Source organism: Nocardia puris (genome assembly GCF_036051655.1).
Taxonomy (GTDB): Bacteria; Actinomycetota; Actinomycetes; order Mycobacteriales; family Mycobacteriaceae; genus Nocardia; species Nocardia puris.
The window spans coordinates 6,098,160-6,112,859 of record NZ_CP107943.1 but is presented as its reverse complement, the minus strand read 5'-3'; the positions used below and the strand labels follow the sequence as shown (position 1 = coordinate 6,112,859).

Genomic DNA, 14,700 nt, shown 5'->3' with positions numbered 1-14,700 from the left:
CCCGCCGCTGTCGGTGGGCGCGCATACCATCGGTGCGACGCCGTCTCGCGTCCGGACCGATGAAATCCGCGCGCTCGCGGCGTCGGTACGGGTGTGGGTACCGACGACCCGAGGAGGACCGCGTGGACCTACCGGTGATGCCGCCCGTGCCGCCGATGCTCGCCAAAGCGGTGCACGAGGTGCCGCGCGATCCCGGGCTCGCCTACGAGCCGAAGTGGGACGGCTTCCGCTGCGTGGTGTTCCGCGACGGCGACGAGGTGGAGCTCGGCTCCCGCAACGACCGCCCACTCACCCGCTACTTCCCCGAGGTCGCCGACCTGCTGCGCGCCGCGCTGCCGCCGCGCTGCGTGGTGGACGGCGAGATCGTGGTGGTCACCGAGCACGGGCTGGATTTCGACACGCTCCAGAACCGGCTGCACCCGGCCGCCTCGCGGGTGAACAAGCTGGCGGTGGAGACGCCCGCCAGTTTCGTGGCGTTCGACCTGCTCGCCCTCGGCGACGAGGACCTCACCGGGGAGCCGTTCGCCGAGCGCAGGCGCCGGCTCGAGGCCATTCTCGACACCGCGCTCGCGCGCGTGCACCTCACCCCGCTCACCCGTGATCCGGATGTCGCGCACGACTGGTTCACCCGGTTCGAGGGCGCCGGGTTCGACGGCGTGATGGTCAAGGCCGACGCCGAGCCGTACCGGCAGGACAAACGGGTGATGCTCAAGGTCAAACACGAGCGCACCGCCGACTGCGTGGTGGCCGGATTCCGCTGGCACAAGGACGGCGAGGGCGTCGGCTCGCTGCTGCTCGGGCTCTACGACGACGAGGGCCACCTGCATCACGTGGGCGTGGCCAGCAGCTTCACCGCGGCCCGGCGCAAGGAGCTGGTCGAGGAGCTGAAACCGTTGCGCGAGAACGCCCTCGAGCACCACCCGTGGCGGGAGTGGGCCGACGCCGCCGCGCAGGCCTCGGCCGAGGGCAAGATGCCGGGCGGGCTGAGCCGCTGGTCCGGCGGCAAGGACCTCTCGTGGGAGGCGGTGCGCACCGAACTGGTCGCCGAGGTGCGCTACGAGCACGTGCAGTCGGGGCGGTTGCGCCACGGCGGCAGGCTGGTGCGGTTCCGCCCGGACCGCACCCCCGAATCCTGTACGTACGCGCAGTTGGACGAGGCGCCGCCCGCCGAGTTGAGCGCGATCTTCGCCGAGGCGGAGGGCGCGCGGTGAGCGAGTCGGTGGAGGTCGAGACCGACGGGCGCACGGTCACCATCAGCAATCCCGGCAAGGTGTACTTCACCAAGCGGGGTGAGACCAAGCTCGATCTGGTGCGCTACTACCAAGCGGTGGCCGAGCCGTTTCTCGGCGTGGTGCGCGACCGGCCGCTGTTGCTCGAGCGCTACCCCGACGGCGCGTCGGGCAAGTCCTGGTTCCAGAAGCGGGTGCCCAAGTCCGCGCCGGACTGGCTGCACACCGTCGAGGTGTCCACGCCCAACGGCACCACCAGCGACGCGCTGGTCGCCCACGACCTGGCGCACATCCTGTGGGCGGTCAACCAGGGCTGCCTCGGCTTCCACGTATGGCCCAACCACGTCGGCGATCTGCGCATCGCCGACGAGCTGCGCATCGACCTCGATCCCTCGCCCGGCATCACCTTCGAGGACCTGAAGCAGGCCGCCGTGCTCACCCGCGACCTGTGCGCCGAACTCGGCATCGACTCGCGCGTGAAGACCTCCGGTTCGCGCGGCCTGCACATCTACGTGGCGCTGCGCGAGGAGTGGGACGGGTACCAGGTCCGGGCCGCGGCCGTGGCGCTGGCCAGGGAGCTGGAGCGCAGGCACCCCGACCTGATCACCGCGCACTGGTGGAAGGAGGAGCGCGGACAGCGGGTGTTCATCGACTACAACCAGAACGCCCCGCACAAGACCGTGTTCGGCGCGTGGTGCGTGCGCCCGAAGGTGGGCGCGCAGGTCTCGACGCCGATCTCCTGGAACGAACTCGACACCGTCGTGCCCGACGAGCTCACCCTCGCCACCGTGCCCGCCCGGCTCGCCGAACGCGGCGACCCGTGGGCCGACCGGGAGCCGCAGTCGATCGCGCCGCTGCTGGAGATGTCCGAGCGCGATATGGCCGCGGGACTCATGGACGCGCCCTGGCCGCCGCAGTACCCGAAGATGCCGAACGAACCGCCGCGCGTGCAGCCCAGCCGGGCCCGCAAGACCGCCGACTAGGACGTCCACTCCGTCCAGGTCTGCCCGCCGGTCCCGGATTCGCAGACCAGCGCGCGGTTCTCCGCCGTGCGGCCGGTCCTGGCGATCGACGGATCGCAGCGCTCGCCGGGCTCGAACAAGCCGGTGCCCACGTGGTATGGGCCCGACCACTGGTAGCCGCCCCGCGCGCCGGAGGTCTCCAGGCACAGCAAGGTGCCACCGTCCTCGGCCGTGCCGATGGCGCCCACATCGTCGGCGTCGCAGCTCGCGCCCTTGCGTACGGTGGGCACGGCGGCGGTGGGTGCGGGGGCCGCGGGCGGCGCCGCCGTGGGAGTCGCCGTCACGACGGACGTGACGACCACCGTCGAAGGCGGCGGCGGCGTCGAACCGCCGGACAGGAAGTCCGTCTCGGGCAGCAGCGAGCCCGGCAGCAGGAAGAACGCCGCGACGGCCGCGACCTGCGCCGCGCCGAGCAACAGGGCGAAGGTCGCCATCACCCGCCCGCGCGGATGGCTGAACGCGATCAACCCGAACACCAGGGCGACCGGGAACACCAGTAGCAGCGCCGCCACCAGCGCGATCACCGCGTACGGGTTCACGATCGGCCGCGCGGGGCCGTGGTCCTCCTGGTAGTAGTACTCCTCCCCCTCCTGCTCCTCCGGCCATGCGTGCGGCCAACGCTCGCGTTCCTGCCCTTGCGTGCGTGCCATCCAGGTCCCTCTCGCATCCAACTCTCGCGCAGGCCCCGGTAACCCGATCCCGCCCCGATAACGCCACCGCACGGCCGGGCCACGCGGGCCCGATCGGGCGGCTTCGACACCCGCCCGGACAGCACATCCCGCGGCGGCGCACTGTCACCGCGGAGGGCCCCGGACGGGCGAAATCAGCTACAGAATACGGAGGAAACCGCTGCGCACCACCTGTTTGTCCGATCGGCCGCCGGATAACGAACTCGGCACAACGCTCGCGATCACGCGGGCGCGAGGCGCATGCTGGGCACCAGATGGCGTCGCTGATCGTGCGCTGACGAGGTCAGGAGGAATGTGATGCTCGGACAGAACGAGTCACCGGCCGCGGACGACCGGCCCTGGCACGCCCAAGCGGGTGATCTGCTGGGAGATAACTACAACATGCCCGGCATCGTGCTCTGCGCCGTCGGGGTGGCCGCGATGGCCTGCACCCTGACCGCCGCCGGGTACGGCTTCACCGGGTGGGCGCAGGTCGGGGCGGTCGTCACCGCCCTGCTGTGGATCCTCGGCATCGGCGCGCTGGTCGTCGAGCACCGGCGCGAGGAAGTGATCGAACGCAAGTACGGCCGCCACGGGCACGCGCCCGGCCACGTGGGCACCGTGCGCTACAGCATGGAACCCGTGCGGTCGGACACCCCGCCGCAGCTGCCCGCCTGACCGGGATCAGCGCTTCCGGCCGACCTTCGGCATGGTCTCGGTGACCAGCGTCAGCAGGGCGTCGGCCAGCAGCTCGTGCACCTGCTCACGGGTGAGGTTGCCGCGGGTGATCCATTCGCGTCCGGCCACTTTCACCATGCCGCCGTAGGCGCGGACCATCGCGCGCAACTCCGCTTGATGCGCGGAACCGGCGAGCCCGATCATCAGCAGCGTGCGCTCGGCGGCGGCGTCATCGGCCTCGTCCAGGATCTGCTGCACCTCCGGATCGTCGCCGACCCCTTCGTGCGAGGTGACCTTCACCCAGGTGCTGCCGTGTTCGGCGATGGTGTCCAGCAGCCAGGCGACGCTGGCGTCGACGCGTTCGCGGTCGGTGCCCGTGGGCACGGTCATATCGGCGAGCTTGGGCAGCGTCACCATGCGGCGCACCACCGCGAGGTAGAGATCGCGCTTGTTGCCGAAATAGTGGTTGATCAGACCGCGCGCCACCCCGGCGCGCTGCGCCAGCTCGGCCGTGGAGACCGCCGCGTACGGGCGTTCGCCGAACATATCGATGGCGCACGCCAGGATCTGGGCGCGCCGTTCGTCCGGTTCCAGGCGACGACGGCGGGGCGAGCCGTCGGACGGCGCCGCCCCGTTCTCGGGTCGGGTGTCAGAGAGACCGCGCAATGAGATCCTTCATCACCTCGTTGCTGCCCGCGAGGATGCGCAGGACGCGGGCACCGGTGTAGAGCTGGGAAATCGGGTACTCCGTCATGTAGCCGTAGCCGCCGAACAGTTGCAGGCAGCGATCCACCACGATACCCAGCTGGTCGGTGATCCAGTACTTCGACATGGCGGCGGTGCGGATGTCGAGTTCGCCGCGCAGGTGCTTGACGATCGCGTCGTCGAGGAAGGTGCGGCACACTTGGGCCAGCGTGGCGCATTCGGCCAGCTCGAATTTGGTGTTCTGCATCGCGAACAGCGGTTTGCCGAACGCCTCGCGGCCCTTGGTGTAGTCGACGGTCAGCTCGACCGCCTTCTCCATCATGGCGGTGGCGATCACGGCGGTGACCAGCCGCTCCTGCGCCAGCAGCCGCATCATCTGGTAGAAGCCCTGGCCCTCGGCCTCGCCGAGGAGATTCGACGCGGGCACGCGCAGCCCGTCGAAGAACAGTTCGGCGGTGTCCTGGGCCTTGCCGCCGATCTTGTTCAGGATGCGGCCGCGGGTGAAGCCGGGGGTGTCGTCGGAGACCTCGGCGAAGATCAGCGAGACGCCCGCCGCGCCCTTGGTGGGGTCGGTCTTGACGGCCAGGATGATGCCGTCACAGAGCCAGCCGTTGGTGATGAAGATCTTCGAGCCGGTGATCACGTACTCGTCGCCCTCGCGCACCGCGCGGGTCTTGATGTTCTGCAGGTCCGAGCCGGTGCCGGGTTCGGTCATGCCGATGGAGAGCACCATCTCGCCCGACGCGGCCTTGGGCAGCACCCGGCGCTTGAGCTCCTCGGAGCCGAACTCCGCGAGGTAGGGCGCGATGATCGCGCTGTGCACCGACATGCCGAGCGAGCCGTCGCCGGCGAACGCCTGCTCCTCGATGATCGCCGCCTCGTGGGCGAAAGTGCCGCCGCCCCCGCCGTATTCGGCGGGAATGGCCGCACAGAGCAGCCCCAGCTCCCCGGCCCGGTTGTACAGGGGGCGGTCGGGGTGGCCCTGCGCGACGAACTTCTCCTCGTGCGGGACCACCTCCTTCTCGAAGAAGGTCCTCGCGAGTTCGCGTACCGCCTCGACCTCGTCGTCACTCCACGCCGCGCGCGCCATGTCACCGATCCTTCGTTCCCGGCCGGCCTCGGCGCCGGTCCGTGGCACCAGGGTCCAGCACTATTGGCACGATGTCAACAATGCGGGCCCGGCGGTGTCCCGATCGGGCGAACGAGAGCGCTCAGTCGGCGGGGCGGTCGGCCTCGACGGCCGCGAGCGTGGTGAAGATGGGCGTGTCCGGATCGGCGTCGATCCCCTGGCGGCGCAGGAATCCGTCGATCAGCCCCCACACGAATTCGGTGGCCTGGTCGACGAATTCGGCGGTGCGTTCCGGATCGGGCCGGCCCGAGTCCCCCAGCCACAGATCGGTGACCGCCACGACCACGCCGACCACGGCGCGCGCCAGGTAGTCGATGCCGTCGGCCTCGATGGGCAGCGCGTCGACGATCGCGCGCGCTTGCTTGGCGAAACGTCCGGCGGCGGCGCGGCCCAGATCGAACTGCAATACCGAACCGTCGGCCTGCTGGCTGACCTGCGCCTGCCCCAGGAAGCGAAAGACGTTGGGGTGCGCCAGGATACTGTCGGCGTATCCGGTCAGCACGCGGTGCAGCGCGGCACGCGGCGGTTGCAGGACCAGCGTGAGGTCGTTGCCCGCGGCGGCGGCCGCCGAGCGCGCCATCCGGTCGCCGATCTCGGTGTAGAGGTCGGCCTTGTCGGCGAACTGCCGGTACAGGCGGGGTTTGGTGATGCGCGCCTCGCGGGCGATGTCGTCCATGCTCGGGCGGGGACCGTCGCGGTCGATCACCCGGATCGCGGCGTCGACGATCTCCTCGCGGGTGATCGTCGTGCGCGCGGGGCGGACATTGGTGCGGGCCACGCCGGAGAGCATACATGTACCGGCGGTACGGTCACTGCCGTCGATCGGCGGCAAATGTCACGGAGGGTGACTCAGTTCATACCTGTCCGAGACGGCCGGACCATTGCCAGCGGCGTGACGTACTGTCAGTATCGTTGAACGTACCGACAGTACGATCCGGGTACCTCCGATCAGCCAGGGACCGACCGAGGCGAGCAGATGACCGATTCCTCCGACACCACCGACTCCGCCGGCGCGCGCAGGCCGGTCCGCAGCCGCCGCGTCGCGGGCCCCGGCGGCGATCTGGCCGTCTACGAGTGGGGCGAGCCCGCCGCGCCGCCGTTCGTGCTGGTGCACGGACTCACCGACACCCACCGGGCGTGGGCCGAGGTGGCCGTGCTGCTGGCCGACGGCTTCCGCGTGATCGCCTACGACGTGCGCGGTCACGGCGGCTCCCGGGTGCGCGCCACCGCGGACCTGCGCCTCGAGAGCCTGGCCGACGATCTGTTCACCGTGCTCGACGCCGTCAGCCCACACACTCCCGCGCACATCTGCGGGCACGGCTGGGGCGCGACCCAGGTGTGGGAGGCGTTGAGCGATCCGCGGGCCAACACCAGGATCGCGTCGTTCACAGCGATCTCCGGTCCCAACCTCGACCACCTCGGCGCGCAACTGCGCGAGCTGGCGCTGCGCCCGCGGCTGCTCGCGCGACTCGTGACAGATCGGAAGTTCTTGCGCCACAGCGCCGAATCCGTGCGCACCGCCGCCGGACGCGTCGTCTACCCGCCGCGCGTGCGCACGCTGCTGATCGAACGACTCGGCGGCATCGCGCCCGCCCGCGCCGCGTGCGCGCCCACCTGGCGCCGTGACCTGCGCACCGGCGCGCGCATCGCCGCAGCCAACCTGCCGCGCAGACTGCTGCGCCCGCGTCCGCGCACCACCGCCGTGCCCGTGCAGTTGCTGGTCGATACCACCGACGTGCTGGTGCCGCCGTTCCTCTACTACGGCAGCGGCCGCTGGGTGGACCGGCTGTGGCGCTGCGCCGTCCCCGGCGACCACTGGCTGCCGGTGACCGAACCGCTGCTGGTGGCCGAGGCGCTGGCGAACTTCGCCGAGGACCTGGCCGCCACCGACCCCAGCATCCCGCGCGGATGACCGACCGAGACAGAGCGCCCATGTCCGACGCCGCCACCACGCTGAGCCGCACGCTCGGCGCGCCCCTGCCCGAGGAGTTCACCGCGCTCCCCGAGGCCGACCTGGCCGAGTTGGACCGGTTGCTGCGCACCGCTCTCCACGGCCGCGCCGAACGGCTCGGCGCGGCCGTGGAATCGTCGCTGGGCCTGATCCCCCGGCTCCTGCGCCCGGCCGTGAAGAAGGTGCTCGGCCTGTGACCACCCACCTGCTCACGCGCGCCGAGATCACGAAACTCGCTCGGCTGCTGGAGATTCCGGACGAATCCGCGCTCGACTTCCTGAGTGCGCTCTCCCCCGAGGCCCTGCGCGCCTTCCGGGAGCGCGCCACCGATCTGCTCTTCGACCGGGATTCGAAACGCCTGCAACGCGTCGCCGCCGCCTCGGCACTCGTGCCGACCGCGATCAGCGCGAAGGCCGCCGAGCGGGCGTTCGGACCGGTGCTGTGCGCGGCCGTCGCGGGGTCGGTCGAGCCGGAGCGCGCGGTGGCGATCGCGCGGGCGCTGCCCGCGCCGTTCCTCGGTGCCGCCGCCGCGCAACTGGATCCGCGCCGCACCGGACCGCTGCTGGCCGCGGTGCCCGCGTCGCTGGCCGCCGAGGTGGCGCGGGTGCTGATCCGCGCGGGCGATCACGTCACGCTCAGCCGTTTCGTCGGCGCGGTGCCGGAGCAGGTGCTGCGCGCGGCGCTGCCGCTCGCCGAGGACACCGATCTGCTGCGCGTCGGGTTCCTGCTCGAGGACAAGTCCGGCACCGACCGGCTGGTGGACCTCGTCGCCGACCGAATCCCCGGCCTCGTGCGCGCGGCCGCCGACCACGGGCTGTGGGCCGAGGCGATCGACCTGCTCGACACCGTCTCGCCCGCCAACCGGGCCCGGATCGGCGATATCGCCGCCGGGCTCGGGCCCGAGGTCCTCGACGGTCTGCTCGCCGCCGTCCACGCCCTCGACGCGTGGGCCACGCTGCTGCCCGTGACGGCCGGGATGAGCCCGGACGGGTTGCGCGCCTTGGCCGCTCGGCCCGGCGTGCACGATCCGGCCGCGCTGGGCGCCGTCATGGACGCCGCGCTGGACGGCGGGCTCTGGCTCGAATTGCTGCCCCTGGCCGAACATCTCGACGACGAGCAGCGCGCCTTCCTGGCCGCGCGGCTCGCGGCGAAACCGGACGGCGAACTCGCCGACCTGGTCCGCCGGGCCGACGAGGCGGGGCTGTGGGCGGCCATGCTGCCGATCGCGCTGGCCATGGACGCCGGTGATCGGGCGCGCGTCGCGGCGCTGCCCGTGCTGCACGAACGGCCCGTGCTACGGACCGTCCTCGGGGTGATCGCCGAACACGACCTGTGGGGGCAGGGTTTCGCGCTGGTGGGCGCGTTACCCGAAGCGGCGCAGCGCATTCTGGCCTCCTGCCTGGGAGAGCTGACCCGCGGGCAGCTGCTGGCCGCCATCCGGGCCGCGGCGGCGAGCGAACACATCGACACGCTGGTCGCCGTCGCGCTCGCCCAGGACGCCGACGGGCGCGCCCGCGTCCTCGACATCCTCGACGGCCTGGACGATCTGGACGAATTCCTCGCCGCCCTCACCGCGGACACCGCGCCCGTGGTGTGGGACGCGCTGGTGGAGGTGCGCGAGGAGATCCCACCCGTCCTGCGCGCCCGCCTCGCCGATCGTGCCGATGCGTGCGGACATCCCGAGACCGCCGCCGGGCTGCGCCCGGCGGACGCCGTCGGGGCGGCGTGATATTTTGCCGCCATGACAACACCGGGGGAGAATCAGCCGCGTCCGTCCGCCGACGACTGGTGGACGAATCAGTCGAATCAGCAGCATCCCGCGCCGCCGTATCCGGCGACGGATCCGACCGTGCTGGGCGCGCAGACACCCGTGGCGCCCGCCGATCCCACCGTGCTCGGGCAGCCGGGCGGGTTCGGCGCGCCGTCGCAGCCGAGCCTTCCGCAGGCCGGCCCGCCGGCGGGTAGTTCGGCGCTGGATCTCCCCGGGCAGGCGTCCTCGCCGGGGCAGCCGACCGCCGGGGTTCCGTTCAACGCCGGTGGTCCCGGGTACGGGAGTGCGCCGAATCCTGTTCCGGCGCAAGAGAGTTACGGGCAGCCGCCGCAGTCCGGACAGGGTCCCGGTTTCCCGGTGGACGGACCTGGGGCGCAGCCGGGATTCGCAGCGGCCGGGCAGCCCGGTTTCGGGCCGGGCGCTCAGCCCGGCGCGGGTTCCGGGTTCGCCGGTTACGCGCAACCGGGCCAGCCGGGCGGGCCGTCCGCGTACGCGCAGCCAGGCGCTCCGCAGGCCGGGCAGCCCCCACAGCCGGCGCAGTCCGGCTACGGCCCCCAACCCGGCTTTCCTCCCGCGGGCCAGCAGTCGTTCGGCCAGCCCCAGGGTCCCGCCGGTCAGCAGTTCGCCCCGCAGGGTCCGGGCGGCCAGCCGCCGTTCGGTCCCGGTGCGCCCGCGTCGTCGGGTGGCGGCGGCAAAGGCTGGTTGTGGGCCGTCGGCGCGGCTGCGGTCACCTCGGCCGTGTGGGCGGTCGGCGTGTTCGCGTTCGGCGGGTCCGGCGGGAACGGCGGCGCGAGTGCCGACGCCGATCTGCGTGGATACTCGGCCGTAGACGATCTGTGCGCGGAGACCGACACGTCTTCGTTCACCGACGACGGATTCAAGAAGGCGACCACCGACTCGTCCGGGAACAAGTACCCGAAGAGCGAGGTCCGCAAGCACGCCGTGATCGACGAGATGGGCTGCACCATCCGCTTCGAGGTGCCCGGCTCCACCGAGAAGTACGAGTACGCGGCGATCTACACCAGCCTGACCGTGCACAAGAGCACCGACCCCGGACCCGAGTTCACCGCCACCTACGAGACGTGGCAGCAGTCCGAGTACGGCAAGGACGCCACCGTCGACAAGGTGAGCGGGCTCGGCGATGTGGCGTTCCTGATCACCGACAAGCCCGCGTCCGACGACCCCGCCGCCGACGTCTCGCTCGCGGTGCGCGACGGCTGGGTGACCTACCACATCAGCTGGTCGCAGTACGTGACGGACTCGAGCCGCTCGGCGAAGGTCCCCTCGGCCACCGAGGTCGCCGAGATGCTGAAGGAGACGGCGAAACAGACGATGGCGAACGTGCGCGGGTAGCGACCGGGCGGCAACCGCCCGGCGCGCGTTTGCGACAATGGGTCGTTCGATCGCCCAGTTCACGAAGGATGTCGCCGCACCCGATGGCCGAGAGCAGTATCGACCCCGACGAGCTGGCCACCTGTCTGCGGGTCCTCGACCAGGCAGGCCGGCTGGACAAGGAACACCCCGATTCGGTGGCCGTGCAGCGCGCCGTCGGGCACATGTTCAAGAAGCTCAAGCAGCGCCGCCGCGTGGAGGCCCGCGACCGCGTGGCCTCGGCCGACCGCGCCGTGGTCGCCGCCACCGCCACCGGCTCCCCCACGCGCATCGACGACGAGACCGCGGGCATCCCGATCTCCTCGTCGGCCGAGGGCGCGAGCGCGGGCACGCTGATCCGGGCGCGGCCCTGCTACATCTGCAAGCAGCGCTACACCCGGGTGGACGCGTTCTACCACCAGCTGTGCCCCGAGTGCGCGGCGAGCAGCCACGCCAAACGCGACGCGCGCACCGACCTCACCGGCCGCCGCGCGCTGCTCACCGGCGGGCGCGCCAAGATCGGCATGTACATCGCGCTGCGCCTGCTGCGCGACGGCGCGCACACCACCCTCACCACCCGCTTCCCGAACGACGCGATCCGCCGGTTCAGCGCGATGGAGGACAGCGCCGACTGGCTGCATCGGCTGCGTATCGTCGGCATCGATCTGCGCGATCCGGCCCAGGTGGTGGCGCTGGCCGACGACGTCGCCGCCCACGGCCCGCTCGACATCCTCATCAATAACGCCGCGCAGACCGTCCGCCGCTCGGCGGGCGCCTACAGCGCGCTGGTGGAGGCGGAGTCCGCGCCGCTGCCCGCGGGCGCGCTGCCCGATGTGGTGACGTTCGGCAAGACCATGCAGCAGCACCCCACCGCGCTCACCGCCTCGCTGACGCCCTCGCTCACCGCGGCCGATGTCGCGGAGCTGGCATTGGTCGCGGGATCGGCCACGCCCGAACGCATTTCGCGCGGTGTCGCGATCGACGCGGGCGGTCTGGTGCCCGATCTGGCGCACACCAACAGCTGGGTGCAGACGGTCGGCGAGGTCGATCCGACCGAGCTGCTCGAGGTGCAGCTGTGCAATTCGGTGGCGCCGTTCATCCTGGTGTCGCGGTTGCGCCCGGCCATGGCGGCCGCGCAGGCCCGGCGCAAGTACATCGTCAACGTGTCGGCGATGGAGGGACAGTTCAGCCGCGCCTACAAGGGGGCGGGCCACCCGCACACCAATATGGCCAAGGCCGCGCTGAACATGCTCACCCGCACCTCCGCCAAGGAGATGTTCGACACCGACGGCATCCTCATGACCGCCGTGGACACCGGGTGGATCACCGACGAACGCCCGCACTACACGAAAGTCCGCCTGGCCGAAGAGGGTTTCCACGCCCCGCTGGACCTGGTCGACGGCGCCGCCCGCGTCTACGACCCGATCGTGCAAGGCGAGGACGGCAACGATCTCTACGGCGTCTTCCTGAAGGACTACCGCCCGTCCCCCTGGTAGGGGTTCCCTCGCGCCCGCCGGGGGCGCAGAACGCACGCCATCGGCGGACGCGGATCCCGGAGGGCGCATGGCGGACAGCGGTGACAGGCGACGACTCGGCGCGCGCGTGCGCGACAAGGCGCCGCTCCTGCGATGGTCGACGATCCGGTTCGTGCTCGGCGCGCCCAGCCTGAACCGCACCGGGCGGGTCGGGGACGGTCGCGAGGCGGCGCTGCGCGCGTTCGTGCTGCACGGTCGAGTTGTCAGCTCCCGGAAAGCTTTCCGACGCCGTTCCAGCGGGCCGTGACGAAGGCCGCGACCTTCTCGACGTGATCGTCCAGGTAGAAGTGCCCGCCCGGGAACGTCGCGCGCTCGAACGCGCCGCGCGTGAACTCGCCCCACCTGTCGGCCTGCTCGGGGGTCGTGGTGGGGTCCTCGGTGGAGACGAGGGCGGCGATATCGCAGGGCAGCGGGTCGTCCGAGCGGTGGGTGTAGGTCTCCACGGCCTGGTAATCGGCGCGGACGGCGGGGAGCACCAGGTCGGCCAGGGACGGGTCGGCGCGCAGGATCGCCACCGACGACGGGTCCGTGGCGAGGCGTTCCAGCTCGGTGATGAGCGCGTCGTCCGGGCCCAGGTGCAGGCGGCCCGGTTCGGCGTAATCCGGTGTGGGACGGCCGGAGACGAACAGTGCCGCGACGGGCTGCCCGCCACGCGTCAGCCGCTGCGCCGTCTCGTAGGCCAGGGTGGCGCCCATGCTGTGCCCGAACAGCGCGAGCGGGGTGCGGCGGCGCGTCAGCAACTCCGCGGCGATCGCGTCGGCCATGCGGTGCAGATCGGGTACCTGCGGCTCGCCCAAACGATCTTGTCGACCCGGATACTGCACGGCGAGCACCTCGGCGCCCGGTCCGATCGCCCGCACGAGAGCCCGGTAGGCACCGGCCGAACCGCCGCCGGGCGGGAAACAGACCAGGTAGTGCCGTGGGTCCGGGTCGGTGCGCAGGGTGCGCAGCCAGCCGCCGCCGTCGATCGGTCCCGCCACGTGATCCTCCACTCTCTCCGGTGCCGCTAGTCTCGATCTGGTGAATGCGCACGCACCGCTGGTCCACGACTACGAAGCCGGAATCGGAGTACCCGCTTCCTCCATTACGCACTCGCCCGATCCCGGCAGCAATCTCGCCGCGACGTTGCCGGTCTGGTCGCTGGCCGCCGGGTCGGTGGCCGCCGTGGCCGCGGCGGCGAATCGGTTGCGTGACGCGCATCATCTTGCCCCCGTGCCGCACCGGATCGACCCCGCGCGCGTCACGGCGGCCTTCTCCAGCGACCGCCTGCTGCGCGTGGACGGACGTACCGTACCGACCTTCTCCGACCTGTCCGGATTCTTCCCCACTTTCGACGGCTGGGTGCGCACCCACGCGAACTATCAGCACCACCGGATCCGCCTCTACCAGGCGCTGGGTCTGCCCGACGACGCGCCGCTGGATCTGGCGGTCGCCCAGATCGCCATGAGCCGCGCTTCCGATATCGAGGACAACGCCGCCGCGACCGGCGCGATCGCCGTGCGCGTGCGCACCGAGGAGGAATGGGCCGAGACGCCGCAGGCCGTGGCCGCCGCGTCGGGCCCGCTGGTGGCCGTGGAGCAGCGTGAGGATCGCGCCGGGGTGCAGTTCCGTTCCGATGCGACGCCTTTCCAGCCACTGCGCGGTGTGCGGGTGCTCGACCTCACCCGGGTGATCGCCGGACCGGTCGCCACCAGGACGCTGGCCCTGCTCGGCGCCGAGGTGCTGCGCGTGGATCCGCCGTGGCTACCGGAGATCCCCTGGCAGTACGCCGACACCTGCCAGGGCAAGCACTCCACGCTGCTCGACATCCGGGAGCACTCCCCCGCCTTCCACGAGCTACTGTCCTCCGCCGACGTGCTCGTCACCGGGTACCGGCCCCGCTCGCTCGAATACGCGGGTCTCACCACGGCGGTGCGACCCGGGTTGGTGCACGCGCGGGTGAGCGCGTGGGGCGAGACCGGGCCGTGGGGTTCCCGGCGCGGTTTCGACAGCATCGTTCAAGCGGCGACCGGCATCTCCATCCTGGAGGGCGCGCCCTCGGTGCCGGGCGCGCTGCCCGCCCAGGCGCTCGACCACGCCTCCGGCTACCTCATGGCGGCGGGTGTGATCGACGCCCTCGCGGCCCGCACCGCCGACGGGATCGGCCGCGACGTGCGAGTCTCATTGGCTCGCACCGCGTCCTGGTTGCTCACAGCGCCCGGCCGCACGGCCAAGCACGCCAATCCCACGATTCCCGTCGCCGACGTGACGGTCGCGCACGGCCCGCTGGTGACCGCCGTCCCCGCGCTGGCCGAGTATCCCGACTACGCGTGGCCGGCTCCTCGGCAGGGTTCCGGCGCACCCGCCTGGCCCGTCCGCACCCGCTGACCGGCTCCCGCCGCCCGGTCGGCTGTGGGCAGCGGAAGCCCGGCGCTGGTCGCCGTGCCTCAGCGCTGATCGGCGCGCACTCGGAGCTGCTGGACTCCGGATGCCAGGCGCGGGTCGCTGAGTGCGCTCATCCTTGGGCGAGGTCGGCCGGGTCCGGTATCGAGGTGGACTCCCACCACGGGCGGGGCCTTCGGGGCGAGACTGCAACGCGCGATCGGAGCGCGGCCGTGGTGACCGGAGCTGAATTCGGCCGGGCGCGCGATGAATCCCGTGA

General features: G+C 71.8%; 14 protein-coding genes. 9 read left to right on the top strand and 5 right to left on the bottom strand.

Going from position 1 to position 14,700, the window contains the following annotated elements:
- Positions 1-122: 122 nt before the first annotated feature.
- Positions 123-1,211, top strand: a complete 1,089-nt coding sequence (locus OHB21_RS28255; RefSeq protein WP_195124183.1) for an ATP-dependent DNA ligase — start codon at positions 123-125, stop codon at positions 1,209-1,211.
- A complete protein-coding gene (gene ligD / locus OHB21_RS28250; RefSeq protein ID WP_067501991.1) occupies positions 1,208-2,212 on the top strand; it encodes a non-homologous end-joining DNA ligase in 1,005 nt (334 codons plus the stop codon). Before OHB21_RS28255 ends, ligD begins: the two co-directional genes overlap by 4 nt.
- On the opposite strand, the gene OHB21_RS28245 is transcribed toward ligD, so the two are convergent.
- Positions 2,209-2,901, bottom strand: coding sequence for a hypothetical protein (locus OHB21_RS28245; RefSeq protein WP_067501994.1), 693 nt, complete (start codon positions 2,899-2,901; stop codon positions 2,209-2,211). The two genes, ligD and OHB21_RS28245, sit on opposite strands and share 4 nt — an antisense overlap.
- A gap of 336 nt (positions 2,902-3,237) precedes the next feature.
- On the opposite strand from OHB21_RS28245, the gene OHB21_RS28240 reads away from it, so the two are divergent.
- On the top strand, positions 3,238-3,597 hold the full coding sequence (locus tag OHB21_RS28240) for a hypothetical protein (protein WP_067501997.1): 360 nt from the start codon (positions 3,238-3,240) through the stop codon (positions 3,595-3,597).
- Positions 3,598-3,603: 6 nt separating this feature from the next.
- Here OHB21_RS28240 and OHB21_RS28235 read toward each other — a convergent pair whose 3' ends face one another.
- The 3 genes from OHB21_RS28235 to OHB21_RS28225 form a co-directional block, all read right to left on the bottom strand.
- Entirely contained in the window at positions 3,604-4,263 is a 660-nt protein-coding gene (locus OHB21_RS28235; protein WP_067502000.1) for a TetR/AcrR family transcriptional regulator, read from the bottom strand.
- Positions 4,247-5,392: an acyl-CoA dehydrogenase family protein gene (locus OHB21_RS28230; RefSeq protein ID WP_067502003.1), complete on the bottom strand. Its 1,146-nt coding sequence runs from the start codon at positions 5,390-5,392 to the stop codon at positions 4,247-4,249. Before OHB21_RS28230 ends, OHB21_RS28235 begins: the two co-directional genes overlap by 17 nt.
- Before the next feature lie 121 nt (positions 5,393-5,513).
- Positions 5,514-6,209, bottom strand: a complete 696-nt coding sequence (locus tag OHB21_RS28225; RefSeq protein ID WP_232331584.1) for a TetR/AcrR family transcriptional regulator — start codon at positions 6,207-6,209, stop codon at positions 5,514-5,516.
- Positions 6,210-6,407: 198 nt separating this feature from the next.
- Here OHB21_RS28225 and OHB21_RS28220 point away from each other — a divergent pair, with 198 nt between their 5' ends.
- From OHB21_RS28220 to OHB21_RS28200, 5 genes are all read left to right on the top strand, one after another.
- Positions 6,408-7,343 carry an alpha/beta fold hydrolase gene (locus OHB21_RS28220; protein ID WP_195124182.1) on the top strand — a complete coding sequence of 312 codons (936 nt, stop codon included), beginning with the start codon at positions 6,408-6,410 and terminating at the stop codon, positions 7,341-7,343.
- A gap of 20 nt (positions 7,344-7,363) precedes the next feature.
- Entirely contained in the window at positions 7,364-7,579 is a 216-nt protein-coding gene (locus OHB21_RS28215; RefSeq protein ID WP_067502011.1) for a hypothetical protein, read from the top strand.
- Positions 7,576-9,111 (top strand): hypothetical protein, encoded by a 1,536-nt coding sequence (locus OHB21_RS28210; protein WP_195124181.1) that lies wholly within the window; start codon positions 7,576-7,578, stop codon positions 9,109-9,111. The genes OHB21_RS28215 and OHB21_RS28210 overlap by 4 nt, the downstream gene beginning before the upstream one ends.
- Positions 9,112-9,123: 12 nt before the next feature.
- Positions 9,124-10,506 (top strand): hypothetical protein, encoded by a 1,383-nt coding sequence (locus OHB21_RS28205; RefSeq protein ID WP_195124180.1) that lies wholly within the window; start codon positions 9,124-9,126, stop codon positions 10,504-10,506.
- 83 nt (positions 10,507-10,589) lie between these two features.
- The gene (locus tag OHB21_RS28200) at positions 10,590-12,020 is read left to right on the top strand and encodes an SDR family oxidoreductase (RefSeq protein WP_067502017.1); all 1,431 of its coding nucleotides are present in this window, start codon (positions 10,590-10,592) and stop codon (positions 12,018-12,020) included.
- Positions 12,021-12,262: 242 nt separating this feature from the next.
- Here OHB21_RS28200 and OHB21_RS28195 read toward each other — a convergent pair whose 3' ends face one another.
- Positions 12,263-13,039, bottom strand: coding sequence for a thioesterase II family protein (locus OHB21_RS28195; protein ID WP_195124179.1), 777 nt, complete (start codon positions 13,037-13,039; stop codon positions 12,263-12,265).
- 40 nt (positions 13,040-13,079) lie between these two features.
- Here OHB21_RS28195 and OHB21_RS28190 point away from each other — a divergent pair, with 40 nt between their 5' ends.
- On the top strand, positions 13,080-14,426 hold the full coding sequence (locus tag OHB21_RS28190; RefSeq protein ID WP_084537233.1) for a CoA transferase: 1,347 nt from the start codon (positions 13,080-13,082) through the stop codon (positions 14,424-14,426).
- The last annotated feature ends 274 nt before the right edge of the window (positions 14,427-14,700 follow it).

Bases quoted from the DNA above. Each gene is read 5' to 3' on its own strand.
- OHB21_RS28245 (WP_067501994.1), bottom strand. From the start codon at position 2,901: ATGGCACGCACGCAAGGGCAGGAACGCGAGCGTTGGCCGCACGCATGG.
- OHB21_RS28220 (WP_195124182.1), top strand. From the start codon at position 6,408: ATGACCGATTCCTCCGACACCACCGACTCCGCCGGCGCGCGCAGGCCG.
- OHB21_RS28230 (WP_067502003.1), bottom strand. From the start codon at position 5,392: ATGGCGCGCGCGGCGTGGAGTGACGACGAGGTCGAGGCGGTACGCGAA.
- OHB21_RS28205 (WP_195124180.1), top strand. From the start codon at position 9,124: ATGACAACACCGGGGGAGAATCAGCCGCGTCCGTCCGCCGACGACTGG.
- OHB21_RS28215 (WP_067502011.1), top strand. From the start codon at position 7,364: ATGTCCGACGCCGCCACCACGCTGAGCCGCACGCTCGGCGCGCCCCTG.
- OHB21_RS28200 (WP_067502017.1), top strand. From the start codon at position 10,590: ATGGCCGAGAGCAGTATCGACCCCGACGAGCTGGCCACCTGTCTGCGG.
- OHB21_RS28240 (WP_067501997.1), top strand. From the start codon at position 3,238: ATGCTCGGACAGAACGAGTCACCGGCCGCGGACGACCGGCCCTGGCAC.